The sequence below is a fragment of the Frankia sp. EI5c genome, assembly GCF_001636565.1.
GTDB lineage: Bacteria > Actinomycetota > Actinomycetes > Frankiales > Frankiaceae > Parafrankia.
The window spans coordinates 1-22998 of the sequence record NZ_LRTK01000039.1 but is presented as its reverse complement, the minus strand read 5'-3'; the positions used below and the strand labels follow the sequence as shown (position 1 = coordinate 22998).

The window sequence follows — 22998 nt, the reverse complement described above, 5'->3', positions numbered from 1 at the left end:
TGACGCCCCGGAACGGGCCGGGAAGCAAGGGGACAGGGGCTGGAGGGTTTGACAGCAGTGAATGACGTCGACTACATCATCAGCGGGCTCCTCGATCTCGACGACACTGACCTGGCGGACATCTCGTCGTCTGATCCGGACGTGCTCGCCGGCGCGCTCGCGCACCTGCGCAACCGGATCCGGCGGCCCGGCGAGGCCCTGTTGGGGCAGATGCCGGACGATCCGACGCGTCCCCAGGGCGTGACCAGCGCCGGGGGCGTGCCGGCCTGGCCCGCGTGAGCGCCGGTTCCCCGTCCGCCGTCCGGGCCGTCCCCGGGCGGCGGACGGCGTTCCACGGCATCTCCGGGCGGCAGTTCGACGCTCTCGCCACGGGCGGCGGCTGCGTGCGGGACATCGAATGCCTGGTGCGCGCCCAGCTGAGCCGCCGCCTGCTGGTGCTGTGGGACCTGGCCGCGCGGGTGGGCGCCCACTGGCCGGACAGCCGGGAGGCGGTCTGCCTACGCGCCGCGCTCGACACGATCCTCTCCGCGCGGGCGAATCCGGTGCGGGCGAATCCGGTGCNGGCGAATCCGGAGCGGGCGAACCCCGTGCGGGCGAGCGCGGTGCGGGCGAGTGCGGCGGGCGGGAGTGCGGCGGGCGGGAGTGCGGCCTGGGGAAGTAGGCAGCGGCCGGTGGACGAGGTCCTCGCCAACCCCTCGGTCGGAGTCTGGCTGGTGCGCTGCTGGCGGGCCATGGACCAGGTCGACCTCGCCGGTCCGCTCGACCCGGTGCTCGGCCGGGAGCTCGGGCACGCCGGCGCGGTCGCGGCAGCCGCCGCGCTGCGGGCCGGCATCCCGTTCGACCTGCCGGTGCACATCCGGGACGGGGCCGTGACCCTTCCCGGGCTGGGGGTGCTCCGGCTGGGCGGCCGGGACGGCTGGGCCCGGGTCAGCTCCGCCGGGGAAGGCGGATTCGTCCTGTGGCCACCCGGCCAGGGGCTGCCAGTCGGCGCGACGGCGACCACGCAGGGGGCAACCACGCAGGGGGCGACCAGGCAGGGGGCGGCGGGGCCGGGAGAGCAGGGCCACTGGATCCCCCTGCGGGTGCTGGAGGCAGGCAACGGTCGGCACCGCTTTCGGCTGACCGTGGACGATCTCGACCCCAACCGGGACTGCCAGGTGCTGGCGGTGGCCGCCCGGCTCGACCGGCGGACGGTGCAGCGCTGGTCCGCGCTGCTGGTCCGGGGCTGGCCGCTGGTGGTGGCGCACGATCCGGCGCAGGCCGCCGCGATGGGCGCCGGGCTGTCCACGCTCGTGCCGCTCGACGACCGAGGCCGTTCGCGGTACGCCAGCGCCACCTGCTCGGACGCGCTGGGCGCGGTGGCCGCCACGACGCCGCACGATCCCACCGACCTCGCGGTGACCCTCGTCCACGAGTTCGCCCACTTCAAGCTGGGTGCCCTGCTCGACCTGGTCGAGTTGCACGACGGGTCCGCCGACGCCGTCCACTACGCGCCCTGGCGGGCCGATCCGCGCCCGGTGGGTGGTCTCCTTCAGGGTGCCTACGCGTTCCTCGCCGTCGCCGGGTTCTGGCGTTCCCGGGCGCTGGCGTCAACCGGTGCGCCGGCGGCGCAGGCCGCGTTCGAGTTCGCCTGGTGTCGGGAGGCGGTCCGGCGGGCGCTGGCGGGCCTGCGGTCATCTGGCCGCCTCACCCGGCTCGGGGAGAGGTTCACCGCCGGCATGACGGCCCGCCTCGACCAGTGGGCGGGTGTGCCGGTCCCGCCGGCGGTGCGCCGCTGGGCCATCGTGATGAACGACGATGTCCAGATCATCTGGCGACTGCGTCATCGGCGACCCGACCCTGCGCAGGTCGCCGCGTGGGCCTCGGCGTGGCAGCGCGGCGCGCCGTGGGACCCGGGCGTCATCCCGGCAACCCCGGCTGCCTCGGGTGCTTCGGCCCGCGTCCACGCCGGGCCCCGCGCGGTGCCGCGGTGCGCCATCCCGACCACCGAGGCGCGGACGTCCCGGCATCCCCGCCAGGCTCTCGTCCGTGCGCACCTGGCCGACCCGCGGCTGGTGGGATCCGGTCGCCTCCCGGTGCCCGAGGGCCTGCCCGGGCTGACACCGGGGGCGCTCACCCGCGCCGACGTCCTGCTGATCGCCGGGAACCACGAGGCGGCGGCCCAGGGCTACGCTGCCAGGCTGGCCGCGGGCATGCCCGGAGTGCCCGACCTGGCGGCGTTCGCCGGGCTGGCCGTCGCGCGCCGGCTGGCGTCCGCCACCGGGCCGGGCTTCCGGCCCGGGCCGGAAACCGCCGCGTTCGTGGAGCACCCCGAGGTGCTCTACGGGCTGACCCGCTGGTTCCGCGACCGGACGGGCCGGCTGCCGGACGTCGACGCCCTCGCCGCCTGGGTCGGAGGTGACCCGCGGGCGAGGCGGGGGTATCGCGACGGGCGGCTGGCAGAGCATCCGGCCGGCACCGGGGGCCGCCTCCACTGAGCCCGCTGACCCGCCGCACGCCTGCCGGCGACTCGTCAGTTCCGGAAGGGCCCGCCGGCCTCGAACGCGACGTTCACTGCCGATCAGCCTGCCCAGCCGGTGAAATCCGCCATTATCGACCGGACGACTATTGACCGGACGACTATTGACCGGACGACTGAGAACCGCCCGCCTGACGGGCCTACGGGGGAGTTTGGAATGCGGGCAGCGAGGCTCTACCTGCGACTGATGGTCGGGCTAGGAACTCCGTTCGGTGTTCTTGTCGGGCTGTACACCTGGAACGCGGCAGCGGGCCTGATCATGGGCCTTTCCTTCGGGGCCCTCATGGCAGCGACGGTGGGAACCCTGACCCTGCGCGGCCACCGTGGGCTTGGTGGTGCTCTGTCGCCTCGGGTCTGCGAGGTCCTCCAGGTGCCGGCGGAGTCCGTGGTCATTCGCCGCCGCGCGCTGGACGCTCTGCGAGCCCTGCAGGCCGAGATCGTCGCCGTCGACGTCTCCGACAGCGTCGATGTCCCCGACAGCGTCGTCGGGCGCACGCGGGTGAGCTGGCGAAGCTGGGGCGAGCGGATCACGGTCGAACTCCGGCCCGTCGAGAGCATCACCCGGGTCACGATTCGCAGCAGGCCGAGGGTGCGAACCACCTTGGTCGACTACGGCAGGGGCCGGCGAAACGTCGAGTACCTGGTCCGAACGCTGCAGCACGACACCGGTGACGAGTCCGGCGCGGTCGCCGTCCACTAGACGGCTTCTCTTGGATCAGGGTTGGGGCGCTCGGGGTCCCAAGCCGCACTCGGGCGACAGCCGGGACCCAGCCCCCCCGGGTGACACGACTGTCCGATCAGACGTCACACCCCGGCCGTCGGGCCGGCTGCGGGGCCCGGCGGGCGACGGCCCCGGGCCGGCACCGGGACCCCACCGCCCCACCCGTTCGGCGTCCGCGACCCCGCCTGCGGACACCTCGACCGGCGAAGATCCCGCCGCGGCGCGACCGCCGGGCCGCCGGCACTCCGTGGGGCCCACCGCAACGGCGCCACCTGGGCTTTCAGAGCACCGACAGGCCCCGCAACACCCCACAGCCACCCCCGCGCCACGCGTGGGCGAGGATTCGCCGACAGCGACTGAAGGGCTTTGCGTGTCCTTCGCTCGCAGGGGTTGCGGCCCCTGCGTAACCGTGGTCGTCAAGACGTCCCCGCAGGAGACACAAACTGCCCTTCAGGCGCGGGATAGTCACTCCCGCACACGCGCCCGAAACACCGACCACCATCGTCAGATCACCGAACACACGCGCCCGAGCTCCCCGAGCATCCGCCCGCGGTGTCAGGCGTTCCCGGCGGCCGGTGCGGGGTCGGGCTCCGTCCCGGTGTGCTCGTCGAACCAGGTCCAGATCCGCTCCCAGGCCTCGGCGGCCGCGTGGGGCTCCTGGCCGGGGCGCAGCAGCGGCCCGACCATCAGCATGGCGAGCTGGTGCCTGCGCTTCGACGGCGGTTCCGTCAGGAACGAGTGGCCGGCCGTGGGGTAGACGGTCACCTCGCCCGGCACTCCCGCGGCGGCGAGGCGTTCCCGCAACAGCGGGCCCTTGCGGGCGAACATCCGGTCCCGGCTGCCATATGCGGCGAGCACCGGGGCGCAGCCGCGCAACGCCTCGACCCGCGGCGGCTCACCGTAGTTGGCGGAGACGGCCCGCACTCCGATACCGGCCCGGCCGCCGAGCAGCATCGCCAGGCCGCCGCCCAGGCAGAACCCGATGACGGTGATCCGGCGCTCGTCCACCTCGGGACGGTCGGCCAGCCATCGGCGGGCGGTGTCCAGATCGGTGACCACCGGCCCCGGCCGGCCGCTGACCGCCTCCCGCATCGCCCGCACCAGGCAGACGTACGACGGGCCGGTGGACAGGAAGTCGGGCGTGAGTGCCGCCCAGCCGCGGTCCGCGAACCTGCTCGCCACCTCCCGGATCTCCTGCGTGACCCCGAACGCCTCCGACAGCACCACCACCGCCGGCCAGCCGCCCGGCGGTGGACCACCAGCCGGCAGCGTCAGCTCGCCGGCCATCGCCCGGCCCGGACCGACGTCCACCGTCGTCCGCGACCGGCGGGGACTGCCCGCCGCCTGTGCGGAGGCATCGCCGTTCACCGCCGGCCCGGTCGGCGCGCTGGCCATGACCGATGACGTTGCCTCGGCCGACCGGGTCGGATTGCGGGAGTCCGCGGACACGGCGGCGATTCTCCCACCGCGGTCAGCGTAAAGGCACGTGACCGTGGGCCCGTGTCGGCTCGGTTCCCGGACCGGGCAGGCGGGCGAAACCGGCGAGCTGAGGGAGCGAGACACATATCGGAGTTCGTAGGCACATGAATCTAGCCGACTTTCCGGCGGCTCGACTCGAATCTCGCGAGCGTACAATGCTTTTCGTCCGAACTTCCGATGAGATGCCGGCTCGGATCGGCGGCTCTGTGTTCTGGGTATGGTCCAAATGATCCCACACATCGAACTCAGCCAATTTCAGCACCAAATACTCGCCGAGCTCATGGTTGGTGACATTTCTTTGTCGAGTGCGGATCCGGCGGCGGTCGAAGCCCGCGGCCTCGCGCCGGAGGCGGTGGCGGCCGTGCTGCCGACCATGCGGTGGCTGAAGCTGGTGACTGAACAGGACGGCGTGTTGACCGCAACCGACCTGGGGGCGGCCGTTTTTCACCGGGCCAGGCAGGAGGATGCCGAGGCACGGCTTTCGGCGGTGGTGTCGTTCGCGGATGTGCTGGAGGCCGCCGTCGGGTCGGAGCGGGCGACCCGCAGTGCCCCGCGGGCGCTGCGCCAGCTCGCCCAGGGCGTGATCTCCCGTGACCAGGCCGTTCGGCTCCTCCTCGCTTGAGCGCGCGGCCAATGTGGGCCGGGCGGTCCGACTGGACCGCCCGGCGGCGGTGGGACTACCGCGCTCGGGTTTCAGTCCGCGAACAGCCCTTCGGCGGGCTGCCGCCGCGGTAGCCGCGCGGCACCGGAAGGGGGGAGGACATTCGCTGCCGTGAGATCCACGACCGTCACCGTCGGGCCAGCCAGGATCTCCGTCAGAAGCTCGCGTTGGGCGGGCGCGAGGTCGACCAGGCGGCGTAGGGCCGAGAGTAGCTCGATGAGCTCCGTGGTCCACTCCGGCGGCCAGGTGGACGTATGAATATCGTCGAGTGGGCTGGTTCTCTTGTTGTTGGGTGACGCCTTGCGGTAGCCGAACCACTTCCGCAGCACCTGCATACCGCCCACATCAAAGTTGAAGACCTCCCCGGGAACCGGCGCGAATTCTCCCGGGCCCAGATGAAGCGTGCTGGTGGCGGGATCGTACTCGATCCGGTCCNGGAGCTGCGGGCCGATGTTCGAAAGATATCTGACCTGCTTAGGGTCTCCGTTCCGGAACCTGACGTCCCCAGAGGGGCGACCGTAGGCAGGATCCGCGCAACGCTCGCCGTAGGTGGAGGCCCACAGCATCTCGGAGCCTATTTTCACCGCCCGATGCCAGCACGCCGGGTCGCGGGTGAGCGGAAGCCGAACGCCGGGCGTGAGAAGTTCCTCGGCGAACTGTTCGGTGAAAGCGGAGTGTCCGGCCACCGCCAGGGTGTAGGCAGCCAGGTCCAGGGCGGAGACCGCGGGGACCCCGAGTGCTTCCGCCAGATAGCCGAGGAGCCCGCCGATGACATTCGCCGAACCGTCGGGATGCAGCAACGGCATGATCCGGCCGCCGCGCCCGTTGAAGTGATGGGTGTCGGGGATCAGCGCGGTCGCCACAACCGCCGGCCCGGACGCGATCTCGTGCGAGGACTGCTGGTTCAGAAAGATCTGGCCGTCTTCGGGGGACGACCACAGGTCGGGCCGGGGAAAATCGAGTACACGGCTGTCGTCTATCAGCCACTGCCGGTCGAAGCTGCGGAGACTGATGCGCCTGACGCGTGGCACCGGCGTACGCTCCCGGCTTATTGAGTTTCTGTGCGCCTGCTGGCCNGGCAGCGGTGGAGTAATGCGGAAAAGTGAGCGGTCCCGAGTTTCCTTGAAGAGGATGGCCTTCACGTCTGGATCGTCCTCGCGGACCAGGCTGGCCCATCGGCGGCGCAGGATCTCGCGACTGGGCGCGGTTACCCACGCGCGGTTTGACTTCACGCCAGGACTGCCCCATGGGTACAGGTCCAAGAGTGCCGGGAAGTCCTCCCAGCCGGACTGTGTCTCCGGGGTGAAGGGGCGGCTCGGCTCCGAATGCGTCCGGCGCCATCCGGAATCGTCGATGGCTATCTCTGCCAGCCGCCTGAACTTCTCCTCGCGTGGGCCCGTGATAGAGCGGTAATGAACTGTGGCCGTGGTCCCGCGGGGGCGGGCTCCGGCCTGACGCAGGAAGATGAATATGCCCAGTGGCTGCGCGACGGTCGGGAAGACCCTGGTTGAGACATCAGGCCGCTGTCCCTCGGGGGAGAGGTTGATAACCCAGCCCTCGTCGCAGGTACGCCGGAGGTAGTCGCGGAGGCCGCGGCCGCCAGGGCCAGTGGAGAAGCCGGCCGGCGTGATCAGGCAGACCACCCCGTGCTGATCACTCTCGTGGGCGTCGAAGACCTTCCACGTGGCCCATCGCCAGAAATAGACGTACATGTTCTTCAGCACGTGTTCGTATCGGCCGTTGCCGGGAAGCCGGAAGGCATCCAGCGGCGGCCGCGCCCCGTCTTCCGGGGTTCCCTCGACCCAGCCGCCGCGGCCCTGAGCCTTGTCGTCGTATGGCGGATTGCCGATGACGACGGTGACCGGTACCTCGCTCTTGACCTGGTTGGCGCGCTGCCGCGAGGTGGACAGGGCATGATGGGCAAAGAGCGCCTCCTGCTCATCGACAAAGGGTGTCGCGAGGGTGTCGGTCAGGAAGATCCTCAGGCCGTCCCGCGGTAACGGCATGTTCTCGGCCCGAAGCAGGACGGATGTGCGGAGTTCGGCAACAGCGTACGGCCCCATCTGCATCTCGAAGCCGTAGAGCCGTTGTGCGAGCTGGGCCACGGCGTCGGCACGCATTCCCGCACCGCCCACCTCGGCGGCATGTCGCGCGACCCTTTCGATGATGGCATGGAGGAAGGTGCCGGTTCCCATCGCCGGGTCGACTATCCGTATGTCCGGCTCCGCGTAGCCGTGTTCCTTTCCGAATCGGGTGCGCAGCACGTCCTCGGTGAGGCGGACCATGTTGTCCACCACCTGTCGCGGTGTGTAATAGGATCCGCTCCGCTGTCGCAGGCCGGGGTCATATCTGGTCAGGAAGTTCTCGTAGAGATGCAGGTATGCGTCGTGATTCCCGTCCCGTATGGCCGGCCAGTCGACCTTTGCGATGGTCTGGGTGAGGAGTTCCAACGTCACCGAGAAACGCTCATTAACATCGTCGGTGAGCATCCGCAGTGCGGCGCCGACGAGCGCGTGGTCGGCGTTGAGCTTCCCGCCGATCTCGTGGAGTCCGACTCCCGTCAGGGGAATATTCTCAGTTCGGGCGAGGAGGAGTGCGAAGGTCACCGTCTGTGCGTACCCATCGGCGAAGGTCTGGCTGTCGGCCTCCGGGAAGAGGAGCCGTCGCCAGTCGTTCTGCAGCCCGGTGAAGGGACGGGCGCGTGGATCTCCCTCCGGTGCGTCCGATCTGGCCTCGGCTCTCAGCTGGTCCAGTACCGCTGCCCGCAGGAGTCGACACAGCGGAGCGATGTGCTGAACAAGGCGGGAAACGTTGCTTATCGGGGGCGGGCTCCAGGTCAGAAACATGGTCATCAGTGCGTTGAAGGATGCCGGTTCGGCCGGCCGGAGACGTTTCCTGCTGGATTTGAGGACCCCGATGAAGTGGACGGTGTCGCCGACCTGGATTCCGTCCCGGAAGAGCCGCCACTCCGTGCCGTTCGTATAGAGGAGGTTCGGCAGGTCCCGCAGCCGCTCCCACTGCCGCCTGTTGCGGCCGGTGAAGGTGTCCGGATCGACGGTCAGGCCGGGTTTCTTGACCTCGATATAGCCGGTCACGAATCCACCGACTCTGATCGCGTAGTCCGGGCGCACGCCGAGCTCGGGTACGCGCACCTCGTCGTGCCAGGTCACTTCTGAAAGGGAGTAGTGATCTCCGATCCGCTGTAGGAGCCCCTCCAGCGGACTTCGGATGGCGGCCTCGGCACCGCCATCCCCGGAGAGCTTTGACGCGCAGCGGTCGCCAAAGTCCGAAACGGCTTCGATAAGCCACTGATCAACACTGTCGGGCATAGTGTCCCCCCGGGCTCACGGAAATATCGACGATAGCGATCCGGGGGGTCGTTGTACGCATCTCGGGGTAATGCGCGCTATCGGAGAAGTGCGCACTATCGGAGCCTTGAACCGCTTTGCCACGAATAGCATGGTGACGGGCTCGGAATCACTGGTACCCGGTGGGGGTCGTCTCCTGCCCTGGCTGTCAACTCCCGAGGAGAAGCCGGCCGCCGAACAGCAGGCAGTAGACGTCGATGAGGTAGAAGACCGCCACCCACACGGTCGCCGGCAGATGTGTCAGCGAGGCCAGGGTGTCGGCATCGGTGGATCTGGAGAACCGCCGGACTCGCCGGAGGATGCCGAGCGACCGGATCGCGGCGATGAGCAGGAACCAGCTCGCCGTGCAGGCGACGAACAACTGCAGTCCGGGGGGTGCCGTGGTCGCGACCAGCGCCGTCAGCGCCAGCAGGACGACGGTGACCAGGCAGCCGAAGGCGTTCTCGATCACCAGGGCGAGGCTGGCGACCGCGAGCCCGGTGAGTATGAGGGTCGCGGTGACGTTCCCGGTCGACAGCAGCCCCGCGGCGGCGAGGCCGGCTACCGAGGGCGCCGTGTAGCCGGCGGCCGCGANGATCAGACGGCCGAGGCCGCGCGCCGGCCCGTAGTAGGACGTGACGCCGCTCTGGTTCCGTTCGAGCCGGACGGACAGGAACGCGCGGTTCAGCAGGAAGGCCAGCAGGGCGTGCCCGCCCTCGTGCACCGCGGTGTCGAGGTGGCCCGTGCGGTTCCACAGCGGCCGGGCCGCGACGAGCAGAAGGGCGCACAGGCCGGATGCGAGCCCGACCTCGAACGAGGGCTCCAGATGCACGGCGGCCGCGGAAACCAACAGGTGTGCCTGATCGGCGTCCATCCCGAGACCCCCGTCCCTCTTCGAGCATGGTTGCTCACAAAGCGCGAGGGGAGGAGGGGAACTGTCGCATTCGCCGGCGGCGAGCCCCGGCGGAACGGTGTCCGTCGCGGGGGAGTGCGGCTAGGATTCTAGAAAGTGAGCGCTCGCGAACAACGCGGGCGCGTCCGACCGGTGAGAACCAGGAGCGCATGATGCCGAGGCCGAACTGGCAGCTGCTTCCAGACCCCGAGGCACAGGAACGCAGCTTCTCGATCGTCTCGGTCGATGACCACCTCACCGAGCCCGCCGACGTCTTCGTCAAGCGTTTCCCGGCGAAGCTGCGCGACTACGCCCCGCAGGTCATCACGACGCCGGACGGGTCGGAGGCCTGGCTCTACCGGGACCGGCTCTACCGCGACAACGGCATGAGTGTCGTCGCCGGCCGCCCGCAGTCCGAGTGGAACCTCGACCCGCTGAACTTCAGCGAGATGCGCCGGGCGGCGTGGGACGTCCACGCCCGGGTGCGGGACATGGACCTCGACGGCATCTGGGCCTCGCTGTGCTTCCCGTCGGGGGCGTGGGGCTTCACCGGCCGGGTGCTGTCGATGAACAACGACACCGAGGTCGGCCTCGCGGCGATCCGGGCGTGGAACAGCTGGATGCTGGAGGAGTGGCACGGCGCGTACCCGGAACGCTTCATCCCGATGCAGCTGCCCTGGCTGAAGGACCCGAAGATCGCCGCCGAGGAGATCCGCCGCAACGCCGAGCTGGGCTTCACCTCGGTGTCCTTCCTTGAGTCGCCGCACCTGCTCAAGCTCCCGCCGATCACCAACCACCAGCACTGGGAGCCCTTCTTCAAGGCGTGCGAGGAGACCGACACGGTCATCTCGCTGCACTGCGGCGCGAGCGGTTTCGTCCTGCAGGGCTCGCCCGGCGGCGGTCTCAACGTGCAGACCTCGCTGTTCCCGGCGGGCGCGTACTGCGCGGCCATCGACTGGGTGTGGGCGGGCATCCCGGCCCTGTACCCCGACCTCAAGATCGCCCTGAGCGAGGGCGGCATCGGGTGGGTGCCGATGGCGATCAACCGCCTGGACTACGTGCTGGAACACTCCGGCAGCGGCGGCAGCCCGTGGACGTACGACGTGACGCCCAGCGAGGCGCTGCGCCGCAACTTCTACTTCTGCATGCTCGACGACCCCGGCACCCTCGACCAGCGCCACATGATCGGCATCGACCACATCCTCTTCGAGACGGACTACCCGCACGCCGACTCGACCTGGCCGCGCTCCCAGGACCTGCTGCGCAAGCGCTTCGCCGACCTCCCGCGGCACGAGGCCGTGATGATCGCCGGCGGCAACGCCGCCAAGTTGTTCCGCCACCCGCTCCCGCAGGGCAGCGAGTGGCCGTCGATCAGCCTCCCCGGCTGAGGGACGGCACGGCCGAGGGGCAGAGCCGCCGAGGGGCGGGGCCGCCGAGGGGCGGGACCGCTGAGGGGCGGGGCGGCGAGGGGCGGGGCGGCGAGGGGAAGGTCGGCCGAAGAAACTTCGGGCGGTGATGTCGAGAACCGGTGGCTGGCTCCGTCCCCGTGCTGAAGGCGACCACAATGGGGTCGCACCAGCACCGAGGAGCAACCACATGGCCAAGTACCTGCTGCTCAAGCACTACCGCGGCGCCCCGGCCGCGGTGAACGACGTGCCGATGGACCGGTGGACGCCGGCGGAGATCTCGGACCACGTGCGGTACATGAACGACTTCGCGGCCCGGCTGGAGGGAACCGGCGAGTTCGTCGACGCCCAGGCACTCGCCCCCGAGGGCACGTTCGTCCGGTATGACGGCGAGGGCCGCCCACCGGTCACCGACGGCCCCTTCGCCGAGACGAAGGACCTCATCGCCGGCTGGATGGTGATCGACGTCGACAGCTACGAGCGTGCCGTCGAGCTGGCCGGGGAGCTGTCGGCGGCCCCCGGGGCGGGCGGGAAGCCGATCCACGAGTGGCTCGAGCTGCGTCCGTTCCTGACCGAGCCGCCCACCATCAGCGAGTGACCTCCCAGGCGGACGCGGCCCTGCTCCGGGGCCTCCTGCCAGGCGTGCTCGGGATCCTCGTCCGCCGCGGAGCCGACTTCGCGGCGGCCGAGGACGCCACCCAGGACGCGCTGGTGGAGGCGCTGCGCGTCTGGCCGGCCGACCCCCCGCGGGACCCGAAGGGCTGGCTGGTCACGGTGGCCTGGCGCCGGTTCCTCGACGCCACCCGGGCGGACTCCTCCCGCCGCCGGCGCGAGGAGCTCGTCGGCGAGGAACCGGCGCCCGGGCCGGTGCCCGAACTGGACGACACCCTCCAGCTGTACTTCCTGTGCGCCCACCCGTCACTGACGCCGTCGTCGGCGGTCGCCCTCACACTGCGCGCCGTCGGCGGGCTGACCACCCGCCAGATCGCCCGGGCCTACCTGGTGCCCGAGGCGACGATGGCGCAGCGCATCAGCCGGGCGAAGCGCATCGTCGCCGGCGTGCGGTTCGACCAGCCCGGCGACGTCGCCACCGTGCTGCGCGTCCTCTACCTGGTGTTCAACGAGGGCTACTCCGGCGACGTCGACCTCGCCGCCGAGGCGATCCGGCTCACCCGGCAGCTCGCGGCCGTGATCGACCATCCCGAGGTGACGGGCCTGCTCGCCCTCATGCTGCTGCACCACGCCCGGCGTGCCGCCCGGACCGCGTCCGACGGCAGTCTGGTGCCGCTCGCCGAGCAGGACCGCGGCCGCTGGGACACCGGGGCGATCGCCGAGGGTGTCGAGATCCTGCAGGCGGCGCTCGCCCGTGACCGGCTGGGCGAGTTCCAGGCCCAGGCCGCCATCGCGGCACTCCACGCGGACGCGCCCACCGCCGAGGAGACCGACTGGGTGCAGATCGTCGAGTGGTACGACGAACTCGCCCGCCTGACGGCCAGCCCGGTCGTCCGCCTCAACCGCGCGGTGGCCGTCGGTGAGGCCGACGGGCCGCGTGCGGGCCTGGCGGCCCTCGCCGAGCTGGACGACTCCCTGCCCCGCCACGCGGCGGTGGCGGCGTATCTGCACGAACGCGACGGGGACCCGGCCAGGGCTGCCCGGCTCTACGCCGAGGCGGCCCGGAAGGCACCCAACCTCGCCGAACGCGACCACCTGACCCGCCAGGCCGCCCGGCTCAACGCCCACCACGGGCACCGGCCGCGGGACTTCTCCGGATGAGCGGGAACGGATGAGCCGGATCGTGGTCATGGGTGTGAGCGGCTGCGGGAAGTCCACCCTCGCGTCGGCCGCGGCGGGCCGGCTGGGACGCCCCTTTCTGGAGGGGGATGACCTGCACCCGCCGGCCAACCGCGCGAAGATGGCGGCCGGGATCGCGCTCACCGACGACGACCGGTGGCCGTGGCTGCGGCTGGTCCGGTCCTGGATGGCGGAGAACGCGGACGGTGTCGTCGCCTGCTCGGCGCTGCGACGCGCCTACCGTGACCTGCTGCGGACGGCGGGTGGCGTGCTGTTCGTGCACATCAGCGTGCCGGCGGGGGATCTGCGGAAGCGCCTGGCCGAACGCCNGGGCCACTGGATGCCCGCCGCGCTCCTCGACTCGCAGCTGGCCGTGCTTGAGCCCCTCGCGCCCGGCGAGGGCGTGACCCTCGACGGCAGGCTGTCCGCCGACGAGCTCACCGACCAACTGGTGCACCTGGGCCGCACCCGGGCTCCCGGAGGCCCGGCCTGAGCGCAGGCCCGACTCGGCCGCGCCCGACCACGCCCCGACCGCGCTCGACCGCGGCCCGACCTCGAGAGCGGTGCGGACCTCAGTCGAGGCAGAACTCGTTGCCCTCGGGATCGGCCATCACGATGTGACCGGCGCCCAGCGGGGGAGTNGGCTCGTGGCGCCGCAGCCGGGTGGCGCCGTGCGAGGCGAGCCGCTCGGCCTCCGCCTCCAGGGCCGCCATCCGCGCGTCGCCGTCGAGCCCGGGGGCCGCTCGCACATCGAGGTGCACGCGGTTCTTGGCCTGCCTGGGCTCGGGCACCCGCTGGAAGAACAACCGTGGACCGGAACCCGCGGGGTCGACCACCGCCGAGGCGTCGTTGCGCCGCTCGGGTGGCACGCCCAGCGCATCAAGGGCCTGCTCCCAGGAGGCGAAACCACCGGGCGGGTCCTGCAGCCGGTAACCGAGGGCCTCGGCCCAGAAGACGGCCAGCCGGCCCGGGTCGACGCAGTCGAAGGTGATCTGTACTTCGCGTGTCATGGTTCCAGGCTCCCACCCATCGCGGACAGGATCGTTCCGCAATCCACCAGGGCGGGCTCGGTGGGGGAGGCGCGGATCGCCTGATCAGGCCCGCAGCGGGGCGCTGGCGAACGAGTCGATGCCCGCGGCGAGGTCGACGGTCGGCGTGTAGCCGAGCACCCGCCCGGCCAGCGCGGAGGAGGCGACGATGTGCCGCACGTCGGCCGCCCGGTAGCGGCCGGTGACCACCGGCGGCGGACCACCGCAGGCCCGGGACAGCTGCCGGGCCACCTCACCGATCGTGTTCGGCTGCCCGCTACCGATGTTGAAGGCGCGCAGCCGCCCCGGGACGGCCACCGCCGGCCCCAGCCCCAGCGCCAGCAGGTTGGCCTGGGCCACATCGGCCACGTGCACGAAGCGGTCTCCGAAGTTGTCTCCGAACGAGCGCGACGACGGCGAGGCGTCCACGGTCGGCGGATCATCACAGCATCACCACCCGGTGCACCCACTTCGTCTGGAGGACCCCCGGCCGGTTCGGCGCGATCAGCCTGGCCGGGTACCCGTGGTCGAGGTCGAGCGGTTCGCCGTTGACCATGGTCGCCAGAAGGGTCAGCGGGTCACGGGCATGCGGCGGGTCGACTTCGCTCGCCCGGTAGCCGCCGCGGGCCTCCAGCGACTGCACGCGGACCGTCGCGTCCGCCGGGATCGCGGCCCGGTCGAGCAGGTCACGCAGGCGCACCCCACCCCAGGTGGCGTCCGCCGCCCAGCCCTCGACGCAGGTGATCGGCAGTCGCGCGGTGCTCCGGGGGAGGGCGTGCAGCTCCGCCAGCGTCACCGAGAACGGCCGCGGTCCCACGACTTCCAGCAGGTAGCCGGGATCCCGGGCGGTGACCGTCACACCGGCCGCCGCGGCGGTCCGGTTCACCGGCAGCCGCTGCGGGCCGGCCGTGGGCCTGCGCGGGGCGAGCAGCACCGTGCCCGCCAGACCGGGCACGAACTGGCCCGCGGTGGTGACGGTGACGACGCCGGCCGCCGCGCCGACCGCGATGCCGAACCCGCGCCTGGTCAGTCCGTCCCCGCCCTGTTCCGGCAGGCTGAGCCGGTCCGTCGGCCCGGCCCGCTCGGCGCGGCGCCGGCCCACGTTCGCCCGCACCACGGCAAGTTTCGCCGCGATGTGCACCAGCAGCGCCCCGATGGTCATCCAGGCGACCCAGTAGTGGGTGACGGTGAAGAAGAACCCGAACGGGTACCACTGCGCGATGTTCGCGACGCCGGTGGCGAGCTGGGACACCGAGCCGGCCACGAGCGGGATGATCGAGATCCGCTCCAGCGCCTGCGCGACCGTCCGCACCGGCGGCCACTCCCACAGCCGCGGGTAGACCGTCCACAGCTTCGCCAGCAGCAGCGGCACACAGGCCAGCCCGCTCGCCACGTGCAGGCCCTGGGTCAGGCGGTAGAACCAGACCGGCCGCGCGGACCAGTACAGCCAGCCGGGTGGGTGCTGCATGAAGTGGGAGACCAACCCGGTCAGGAACGCGATCGTGAAGACGACACCCAGCCAGAGCCCCAGCAGTGCCGCGACCCTGGGGTCGTGCGTTCCGGACGCCGTCGCCCGGCCGGGCGGCTACGCGCTGGCGGCGGTGGTCGTCGCCAGCGCCGCGGTCATCCGCCGCCGGGGTGCGTGGGGCCGGTCGTCAGGGAAGCACGAAGGGTAGCTTCATGCCGTCGAGGGCGGCGGGGCAGGCGCACACCCTGGCCCTCGGCAGCGCGGCCAGCGCGCGGCGGACGAGCTCGCGCAGGACGTCGACGGAATGCGCGAAGACCTCGAGAACGTCGGCCTGGGTGACCGTCGCCTCCCCGTGAAGACCGGCGTCGTAGTCGGTGACGAGCGCGATCGGCGTGTAGCACAGCGCGAGTTCACGGGCGAGCGCCGCCTCCGGGTGACCGGTCATGTTGACGACGGACCACCCCTGGGCGGCGAAGTAACGGGACTCCGCCCGGGTGGAGAACCGGGGCCCCGGCACGACGACCATCGTCCCGCCGTCGACGACGTCCAGGCCGAGGCCGGCTCCGGCCTTGAGTACCGACATCCGCCCCGCCGGGCAGTAGGGATCGGCGAACGAGACGTGCACGGCGCCGTCGTCGTAGAACGTTCCCACCCGCCCGGATGTGCGGTCGACCAGCTGGTTAGGCAGGAGGAACGTGCCCGGGCCGAGATCAGCCCGCAGCGACCCCACCGCCGCGGGCGCGATCACCTGCCGTACCCCGAGGCCGCGCAGCGCCCAGAGGTTCGCCCGGTAGTTCACCCGATGCGCCGGGAACCGGTGGTCGCGGCCGTGCCGCGCCAGGAAGGCGACCCGGCGCCCGTCCAGCGTGCCGACGGCGATCGGGTCGCTCGGCTCACCGTACGGGGTGGTCACCGTGACGTCGGTCGCGTCCGGGAGAAAGGAGTACAGGCCGGTTCCGCCGATCACCGCGATCTCAGCCGCCGCGGCCTCGGTCCTTGCTGCCGCTGCCGCAGCCGCAGCCGCAGTCGTTGCCGCAGCCGCCGCAGCCTCGGTCGTTGCTGGCTCATCCGCCGCGACCTCTGTCGTCGTCATGCCGTCGCCTCCCGCTCCGTGCCGCCTTCGGAAAGTCCCCGCGGATCCACCCGTCCCGCCGGTGCTGGTGCGTCGGCACGTCGGGCCGGCCGGGTCGGTCGGGCCGGGCGGTGAAAGGACGGCCCGGCCGGTCGGCCGCGGGGAAGACGGAGTGAAGCTATCCCCGGCGAAGGGGCAGGGCACCGGGACGCCCGAAACCGTCCGCGGTCCGTAAGAACTTCCGCCGCCGCCTCCGGTTCGCGGCCTCCGCTCGACCCGCCGCCGCGGCTCGTCGTCCCGCCGGCGGGCCGCGGCATCCGTCGAATCCGGCGGAATCGAAAAGGCTCACTGAATAGGCCGAAGGCTGTCCGCGATCCGACTGGACAACGCCCGCCGCCTCCCGTGCCGTCGCGGCCACCCCGGTTACGCTGCATCCCGAGAATACCGCAACCACCGCGGCGCCGGCCTCGTTTCTCGCGGAGCGGGAAACCGTGCGGCGGCCGGTTCCTGAACCCAGCCATGCCGTCACCTCGAAAAGAAACCACCCGGCGGACGCGAAGTCGCGGAAACCAACTGGATGAATTTCTCGCGGAAGCTGTGAGGGAAACGGCATGGAGAGAACTGGCAAAAGGAGACCGTGGTCGCGGGTGGGCGCCGTGACCATGGTGACGGTCTGCGCGGCGGTGTCGTGGACCGCGGTCGCGCTGCCGGCACAGGGGGCACCCGGCGGCGCCCCCGCGTCGTCCGGGGCTCGGCCGGGAGACCGGGGAGCCGACGGGCCGGCAGCCGAAGTGCTCGCCGCGCTGCAGCGAGACCTCGGCCTGACCGAGCCGCAGGCGAGGGCGCGGCTGGCCCAGCAGGCGAAGGCCATCGAGATCGACGGCCAGGTGCGCGCCACGCTCGGGTCCAGCTTCGGCGGATCCTGGATCGACACCGAGTCGGGCCAGCTGGTCGTGGGCATCACGGCGGAGAGCGGCGCCGCGAAGGTCACCGAGCTCGGCGCGCGGCCCAAGGTCGTCCCGCGCAGCTACGGTGCACTCGAGTCCATCGTCGCTGACCTCGACACGCTCGCCGGCAGGGCGCCGGCGAAGGCCGAGAGCAGGGCGCCCGGGGAGAAGGCGCAACCCGCTGTCCAGGGCCTGGCCGGCTGGCACATCGACCCGACGACCAGCAGCGTCGTCGTCTCCGTGGTCAGGGACAGGCTCGCGGGTGAGACCCAGGCCAGCCTGACGAAGAAGTACGGCGACGCGGTGCGCGTCGAGTACCTGCCGGCGGCACCGACCACGGCGGCGGACTGGATGGACGGCGGCGACCAGATCAACGGCACCTCCTGCTCCGCCGGGTTCAACCTGCGTAACCCCTCGACCGGAAANGGCTACCTGCTGACCGCCGGCCACTGCGTCAGCCTGAACCAGACGGTGACCGGGCAGGGCGGAAACACCTTCGGAGTGGTGAAGTCACGCTGGTTCCCGTCGTACGACGACGCCCTCGTCGAGGCGACCAACCCGTCGTACTGGTGGCAGGGCCCCTGGATCGACACCAACCCGTCCAACGGCGGATTCATCAGCGTCTCCGGCTNCACCGACGCCCCCGTGGGAACCTACCTCTGCAAGTCGGGCATCAAAACGAAGCTCACCTGCGGGTACATAACGGCGAAGGACGAGACGGTCACCTTTGACGGTGTCAACACGGTCTATGGCCTGACCCGGCACTCGGCCTGTGTCGAGAAGGGCGACTCGGGCGGCGCGAACTACGTGCCCGGCAGCCCGAACAGGGCCGAAGGCGTCACCAGTGGCGCCGTGCTTTATGGAACAGGCCTGCGCTGTGGCTCCGCGGTAGGCCAGTCAACCATCTCCTGGCACTTCCCGTTCGCGGACAGCATCGCGTACTACGGTGCCGCCTACGGTGTCACCATCTGGTAACAGAAAATGCGTGAGAGCGGGTTCCCCGTGCCCGTCAGCACGGCCGGGGAACCCGCTCTCGCGGGCCGGGGCACGGCGGAGAGGGGAAACGAGTGTCGAGGGCTGAGGCCGCCGCCCGGGTGGCGGAGATCGGCTCGAGGCACCCCGCGCAGTACGCGGGCGTCGCCGTATCCGGTGCGACCCTCGTGGTCTACCGCCGCCCGGGAGGCGACCTCGACAACGCCGTGCGTGCCGTGGCGGGCGGCGTCCCCGTCGTGTTCCAGGACGCCCCGCACACCTGGGCCGAACTCGCCGCCCTCGCCGCGCGCATCCAGGCCGATCTCCCGTACTGGCGGGACCGCGGCCTGCCGATCTGGTCGGTGGCCTCGCGTCACGACGGGACCGGTGTCGAAGTCGGCGGTCCCGCCGGGGACCGCCTCCCGGCCGCGGTCCGGGCGCGCTACGGCGACGCGCCGATCATCATTCGGCGGATGAACGAGCCACCGGCGACCACGCATACGTGAACCGGCCGCTCACGGGACAGTCGTCCCCTCTCGTTGGAACTCCTCGACGCCTAGTACAAGCAGCAGCTCCAGCCGCTCGCGGGCCTCGTCGTTCGCCGGCGTGAGCACCAGCAGCTGCTGACCCTGGTCGGGGGTGACCAGGGTTTCGCAGTCCATCAGCAGCGGGCCCACCCGTGGATGCGGGAAGGTCTTGCGGTCGGCGCGCCGAACCGCCACCTCGTGCTCGGCCCACAGCCGGCGGAAGTCGGCGCTCGCGGTGCGCAGCCGTTCGATCAGCCCGGCGACCACGGGATCACCGGACCGCCGGCCGGCAGCCGCGCGCAGGTCGGCCACCATCAGCCGGGCGTGGTTCTCCTGCTCCTCGGGTGGGCAGACGGCGCNGGCGGCGGGATCGGTGAACCAGCGGTAGACGAGGTAACGCCGGTCGCCGGAGTGGGTGGTGTGATCGCCCATCAGTAGGAAGGACGCCCGGTTCTGGGCCAGAATCTCCCNCAGATCGGACAGCACCAGCGCCGGGGTGTCACCCAGCAGGTCGAGCAGGCGCACCAGGCCGGCGCGAGCCAGCCGCGCCACCCCGTCAGCGGGCGGTGGCCGGTGGCCGGCCAGGTGGAACAGATGGTCGCGTTCGTCGTCCGAGAGGCGCAACGCCCGGGCCAGCGCGCCGAGCAGCTGCGTCGACGGCTGGCTGCTGCGGCCCTGCTCAAGGCGTACTACGTAGTCGACCGACATGCCGGCGAGCATCGCCACCTCCTCCCGGCGCAGGCCGGAGGTGCGGCGCCGGGGACCGTCGGCGATACCGACCACGGCGGGGCGGATCGTCTCGCGGCGGCGGCGCAGGAAGTCGGCGAGCTCGGCACGCTGCATGCCCTCATGTTCCGTCGGGCCGGCGACCGGATCCAGGGAGTGGCGCTCCCACGATGAACGCTCCGCTCCCAAACGTCCCGGCGCCGGCACAGGGTGGTGACGACAGCAACGACGAAGCGGAACGGGAGAACACGATGCGGACACGAAAGCTGGGCAGCAGCGGGCCGGAAGTCTCCGCGCTGGGGCTGGGCGCGATGGGTATGTCGGGCGGCGCCTACGGGCCGGCCGACCGGGCGGAGAGCATCGCCACGGTGCACGCCGCGCTGGAGGCCGGCATCACGCTCATCGACACCGGCGACTTCTACGCGATGGGGCACAACGAGTTGCTGCTCGGTGAGGCGCTGCGCGGCCGGGACCGGGACAGTTACCTGCTGAGCGTCAAGTTCGGCCAGCTGCGGGGGCCGGGTCACGCCTTCGGCGGGCAGGACAGCCGGCCCGAAGCGGTGCGGAACTTCCTGGCCTACTCGCTGACCAGGCTGGGCATCGATCACATCGACATCTACCGGCCCGCTCGGCTGGACCAGGGGGTGCCGATCGAGGAGACCGTGGGCGCGATCAAGGAGATGATCGACGCCGGGTATGTGCGGTACATCGGGCTCTCGGAGGTCGACGCCGAGACGATCCGCCGGGCCCACGCCGTGCACCCGATCGCCGATCTGCAGATCGAGTACTCGATCCTGTCACGCGCGGTCGAGGCGGACGTCCTGCCAACGCTGCGGGAGCTGGGCATCGGCCTGACCGCCTACGGAGTCCTCGGCCGCGGCCTGATCTCAGGGCACTGGACCGCCGGCCACGTCGCCGGCCCCGGAGACATCCGCGGCCTGAGCCCGAGGTTCTCGAACGGGAACGTGGAACACAACCTCGCCCTGGTCGAGGCGCTGCGCCGGGTCGCCGAGGCCAGGGACTGCACAGTCGCCCAGCTGGTCATTGCCTGGGTGGCCGCCCAGGGCGACGACATCGTGCCGCTGGTCGGCGCCCGCCGCCGTGAGCGGCTGGCGGAGGCGCTGCCCGCGGCCGAGCTGAGCCTCAGCGCGGCCGACCTCGCCGAGATCGAGAAGGCCGTCCCGGTGGGCGCCGCGCGCGGCGACCGCTATCCGTCGGCGTTCATGGCCAGCCTCGGGACAGGGAACTGACCGCGGCACGGGGAACTCCGCGCTCCAGGCCGCAGCCGTCGAGCCCCGGGTCGCCGGTCCGCGCCCGAATCGTCAAGATCCTGCCTCCGCCACCTCCCTGCCGGCCACCTCCCTGCCGGCCGGTTCCGTGCCGGCCGGTTCCGTGCCGGCCGGTGCCGCGAGGGTTGATTCCGTCATGGTCGACTGCTCGATCGACAGCGGTGCCCGGGGAGCGCACAGCAATGGACCCCCGCACCGCTCGGCCCCGTCCTTGAGCGCGATGAGGTTGGCCGCCACGTAGGGGATGTTGTTGGCCGCGTGCCAGTCGGACGGGAAGTAGGTGACCAACCGAGAACTCTGGAAACGGGCCTGGATCTGGGGTACGAACGCGCGATACTGATCGTCGGTGTAGTACCAGAACGAATTCTCGTTGTAGAAAGAAATGTGGGTCGGGTCCTGGTAGGCGCCGCGGCCGTCGGAACTCGGGGTCAGCGTGAGCAGCATGCCGCCTGGGGCCAACAGGCGGTACAGCTCGTTGATCAGAGGAACCTTCGCCTGCACGTGCTCCAGGAAGTCCACTGCCCTGATTACGCCGACCGAGCTGGCCGGAAGGTCGAGCGGCTCAGGGAGACTCGCGACGATGTCGACCCCGTGCCCCGGATGCTGATCAACCCCCAGGTAGCCGGGTGGCTTACGGTGCGCCGCACCTAGATCCAATGCCAGCAGACCGCGGCGGGCGGCCCAGGCCAGCGCGTTGGCCTCGATGTACCTGTCATAGAGGGCAACGGTCTCCTGCTGGATGCGCGCATTTATCTCCGCCTCCCGTTGCGTATTGTGGCCGTGTACGCGCTGAAGGTACAGGCATCGCGGTATCCGATGAAACTCGCCGGCCTGGAAGAGGCGGCACATGAGATCCTGATCGTCCAGCACCGTGCGGCTGGCGTCGTATCCTCCGATTTTCTCGTAGACTTCTCGCCGGAATGCGCGTACGTGGTTCGGGGCATACCAGATGTACGCGATGTTGTGTGGTGTCGGTGCCATCGAGACCGCCTGCAGGAGACGGCGGCCGTCCACGGCCACTTCCTCGAACCGCCAGCCGTGTCTCGCGTCGAACCGGCTGTCGTCCCGGCCGCCGTCCGCCGTTATCTGAGCGGTATTACTGTAGGCGAGGACGGCTTCCGGGTTCTCGTCGAAAGCTCTGGCGAGTTCAGCCAGGCAGTCCCGTGCGAGCAGGTCATCGTGGTCAAGCTCCACGAGGATCTCGCCACGGGCAAGCTCGCAGGCCCGCCGCTTGGCGGCCCCAACCCCACTGATGCCGTCCGCTATCTCCACTCGCACGCGGTCGTCCGGCGACTCCGGGCGCCAGCGGGCGCCACCGTTCAGCAGCACGATCCACTCCCAGTCCGACCGGGTCTGAGCGCGCAGGGTCTCCAGGCACTCATCGAGGTACCGGGGGCGATGGCTGGGGGTGAAAACGGAAAACCTGGGTGTTGGTGACGGCATCTTTCGTACCTCTTCGAAGCGCGATCGGTAAGCGGTGGCTCGGACCCTTCGCGCTGCCGTCCCCTTACCTGCACGCTCGACGAGAAAATCATTGTCACCAGGCTTGGCGAAGGATCCGGTTGGCCCGGATCCGGGCAATTCGGCATGATCTCGCCGGCCAGCTAAGCGCTTTGGTGGTAGGAATCTCTCCGGCGGGCAGACGCTCGGTCTCAGGCGAGGCGATCGGTCGACGGGTCACGGGCGCCGGCAGCCATGCGGACGGTATCCCCGCCCGGGCGAAGGCGGTGGTACCGCCACGCGGTATCACCGCACCCCTCAGCGATTCCCGGCTAGATTTCGCATTTTTATGATCTATGGCGCACAGACTGCATAAACGGTGACCGGAACACCCGCGGATGCGCTCCCCTGCCAACCCGTCGCCGGCGATCCCCCGATGGGCGCCGAACGGGTGATCGCGACAACGCCCAGCGGAGCTCCCGCAGCCGCGCCACCCCCGATGGCGAATTGCCCAGCCGGACATGAGGCATTTACCGAGCCGGTGCCGGAGGCCGTGACGATCGTGGATTGAGCCCCCACGCTCGCTCCCTGCGCTCCCTGCGCTCCCTGCGCTCCCTGCGCTCCCTGGAAGCCTTGGGTGCCTTGGGGGCCGGTGCCGCCTTGGAAGCCTTGGAAGCCCTGGGGGCCGGTGCCGCCTTGGAAGCCCTGGGTGCC

The 22998-nt window shown here is 71.0% G+C and carries 19 protein-coding genes and 8 pseudogenes; 12 read left to right on the top strand and 15 right to left on the bottom strand.

The window, feature by feature from the left end:
• The first annotated feature begins 48 nt into the window (after positions 1–48).
• The 3 genes from UG55_RS18300 to UG55_RS18290 all read left to right on the top strand — a co-directional run bounded on the left by UG55_RS18300 (position 49) and on the right by UG55_RS18290 (position 3218).
• Positions 49–279, top strand: coding sequence for a hypothetical protein (locus UG55_RS18300; protein ID WP_157901531.1), 231 nt, complete (start codon positions 49–51; stop codon positions 277–279).
• Positions 280–731: 452 nt separating this feature from the next.
• On the top strand, positions 732–2477 hold the full coding sequence (locus UG55_RS47600) for an aKG-HExxH-type peptide beta-hydroxylase (RefSeq protein ID WP_396230950.1): 1746 nt from the start codon (positions 732–734) through the stop codon (positions 2475–2477).
• A 198-nt stretch (positions 2478–2675) separates the two neighbouring features.
• A complete protein-coding gene (locus UG55_RS18290; protein WP_066070592.1) occupies positions 2676–3218 on the top strand; it encodes a hypothetical protein in 543 nt (180 codons plus the stop codon).
• A gap of 576 nt (positions 3219–3794) precedes the next feature.
• On the opposite strand, the gene UG55_RS27545 is transcribed toward UG55_RS18290, so the two are convergent.
• A complete protein-coding gene (locus tag UG55_RS27545) occupies positions 3795–4688 on the bottom strand; it encodes a dienelactone hydrolase family protein (protein ID WP_199865186.1) in 894 nt (297 codons plus the stop codon).
• A 310-nt stretch (positions 4689–4998) separates the two neighbouring features.
• Between UG55_RS27545 and UG55_RS18280 the strand changes: the two genes are divergently transcribed.
• A complete protein-coding gene (locus tag UG55_RS18280) occupies positions 4999–5340 on the top strand; it encodes a hypothetical protein (RefSeq protein ID WP_199865185.1) in 342 nt (113 codons plus the stop codon).
• Between the two features lie 71 nt (positions 5341–5411).
• Here UG55_RS18280 and UG55_RS38590 read toward each other — a convergent pair.
• From UG55_RS38590 to UG55_RS38570, 5 genes and pseudogenes are all read right to left on the bottom strand, one after another.
• Positions 5412–5814: pseudogene (locus tag UG55_RS38590) on the bottom strand (type ISP restriction/modification enzyme); the annotation flags it as partial.
• Between the two features lies 1 nt (position 5815).
• A pseudogene (locus tag UG55_RS38585) lies at positions 5816–6455 on the bottom strand (type ISP restriction/modification enzyme); the annotation flags it as partial.
• A gap of 1 nt (position 6456) precedes the next feature.
• The coding region (locus UG55_RS38580; RefSeq protein ID WP_242424730.1) for an N-6 DNA methylase at positions 6457–7868 on the bottom strand (1412 nt) is incomplete at its 3' end.
• A gap of 1027 nt (positions 7869–8895) precedes the next feature.
• Positions 8896–9320: pseudogene (locus UG55_RS38575) on the bottom strand (M50 family metallopeptidase); the annotation flags it as partial.
• A gap of 1 nt (position 9321) precedes the next feature.
• Positions 9322–9600: M50 family metallopeptidase (locus UG55_RS38570; RefSeq protein ID WP_242424713.1), on the bottom strand; the 279-nt coding region annotated here is incomplete at its 3' end.
• A 191-nt stretch (positions 9601–9791) separates the two neighbouring features.
• Between UG55_RS38570 and UG55_RS18265 the strand changes: the two genes are divergently transcribed.
• The 5 genes and pseudogenes from UG55_RS18265 to UG55_RS38560 all read left to right on the top strand — a co-directional run.
• Complete coding sequence (locus UG55_RS18265) at positions 9792–11006, top strand: amidohydrolase family protein (RefSeq protein ID WP_066070704.1); 1215 nt, start codon at positions 9792–9794, stop codon at positions 11004–11006.
• Positions 11007–11214: 208 nt separating this feature from the next.
• Positions 11215–11622 carry a YciI family protein gene (locus UG55_RS18260; RefSeq protein WP_066070582.1) on the top strand — a complete coding sequence of 136 codons (408 nt, stop codon included), beginning with the start codon at positions 11215–11217 and terminating at the stop codon, positions 11620–11622.
• Complete coding sequence (locus UG55_RS18255; RefSeq protein ID WP_066070580.1) at positions 11619–12797, top strand: RNA polymerase sigma factor; 1179 nt, start codon at positions 11619–11621, stop codon at positions 12795–12797. Before UG55_RS18260 ends, UG55_RS18255 begins: the two co-directional genes overlap by 4 nt.
• A 10-nt stretch (positions 12798–12807) precedes the next feature.
• Positions 12808–13144 (top strand): annotated as a pseudogene (locus tag UG55_RS38565) (gluconokinase); the annotation flags it as partial.
• Position 13145: 1 nt separating this feature from the next.
• Positions 13146–13308: pseudogene (locus UG55_RS38560) on the top strand (gluconokinase); the annotation flags it as partial.
• Between the two features lie 79 nt (positions 13309–13387).
• On the opposite strand, the pseudogene UG55_RS38555 reads toward UG55_RS38560, so the two are convergent.
• From UG55_RS38555 to UG55_RS18235, 4 genes and pseudogenes are all read right to left on the bottom strand, one after another.
• Positions 13388–13456 (bottom strand): annotated as a pseudogene (locus UG55_RS38555) (VOC family protein); the annotation flags it as partial.
• Position 13457: 1 nt separating this feature from the next.
• Positions 13458–13825, bottom strand: a 368-nt coding sequence (locus UG55_RS18245) for a VOC family protein (protein ID WP_242424712.1), incomplete at its 3' end; no start/stop codon positions are given.
• Between the two features lie 84 nt (positions 13826–13909).
• Positions 13910–14272, bottom strand: coding sequence for an NAD(P)-dependent oxidoreductase (locus UG55_RS18240; protein ID WP_066070571.1), 363 nt, complete (start codon positions 14270–14272; stop codon positions 13910–13912).
• A gap of 13 nt (positions 14273–14285) precedes the next feature.
• The gene (locus UG55_RS18235; RefSeq protein WP_066070568.1) at positions 14286–15377 is read right to left on the bottom strand and encodes a molybdopterin-dependent oxidoreductase; all 1092 of its coding nucleotides are present in this window, start codon (positions 15375–15377) and stop codon (positions 14286–14288) included.
• Between UG55_RS18235 and UG55_RS28690 the strand changes: the two genes are divergently transcribed.
• On the top strand, positions 15310–15519 hold the full coding sequence (locus tag UG55_RS28690; RefSeq protein WP_128423063.1) for a hypothetical protein: 210 nt from the start codon (positions 15310–15312) through the stop codon (positions 15517–15519). The two genes, UG55_RS18235 and UG55_RS28690, sit on opposite strands and share 68 nt — an antisense overlap.
• On the opposite strand, the gene UG55_RS18230 is transcribed toward UG55_RS28690, so the two are convergent.
• Positions 15499–16278 (bottom strand): S-methyl-5'-thioadenosine phosphorylase, encoded by a 780-nt coding sequence (locus tag UG55_RS18230; RefSeq protein WP_066070566.1) that lies wholly within the window; start codon positions 16276–16278, stop codon positions 15499–15501. The two genes, UG55_RS28690 and UG55_RS18230, sit on opposite strands and share 21 nt — an antisense overlap.
• 2119 nt (positions 16279–18397) lie before the next feature.
• Between UG55_RS18230 and UG55_RS18220 the strand changes: the two genes are divergently transcribed.
• Positions 18398–18808: a hypothetical protein gene (locus tag UG55_RS18220; protein WP_066070560.1), complete on the top strand. Its 411-nt coding sequence runs from the start codon at positions 18398–18400 to the stop codon at positions 18806–18808.
• A 9-nt stretch (positions 18809–18817) separates the two neighbouring features.
• On the opposite strand, the pseudogene UG55_RS38550 reads toward UG55_RS18220, so the two are convergent.
• The 3 genes and pseudogenes from UG55_RS38550 to UG55_RS38540 all read right to left on the bottom strand — a co-directional run.
• A pseudogene (locus tag UG55_RS38550) lies at positions 18818–19188 on the bottom strand (transcriptional regulator); the annotation flags it as partial.
• A gap of 1 nt (position 19189) precedes the next feature.
• Positions 19190–19299: pseudogene (locus UG55_RS38545) on the bottom strand (transcriptional regulator); the annotation flags it as partial.
• A gap of 1 nt (position 19300) precedes the next feature.
• A partial coding sequence (locus UG55_RS38540; protein WP_242424710.1) for a helix-turn-helix transcriptional regulator occupies positions 19301–19672 on the bottom strand: 372 nt, incomplete at its 3' end.
• A gap of 134 nt (positions 19673–19806) precedes the next feature.
• On the opposite strand from UG55_RS38540, the gene UG55_RS18210 reads away from it, so the two are divergent.
• Positions 19807–20805: an aldo/keto reductase gene (locus UG55_RS18210; RefSeq protein ID WP_066070701.1), complete on the top strand. Its 999-nt coding sequence runs from the start codon at positions 19807–19809 to the stop codon at positions 20803–20805.
• A gap of 72 nt (positions 20806–20877) precedes the next feature.
• Here the strand turns inward: UG55_RS18210 and UG55_RS18205 are convergent, their stop codons facing one another.
• Positions 20878–22287, bottom strand: a complete 1410-nt coding sequence (locus UG55_RS18205) for a glycosyltransferase (RefSeq protein ID WP_083986951.1) — start codon at positions 22285–22287, stop codon at positions 20878–20880.
• Between the last annotated feature and the right edge of the window lie 711 nt (positions 22288–22998).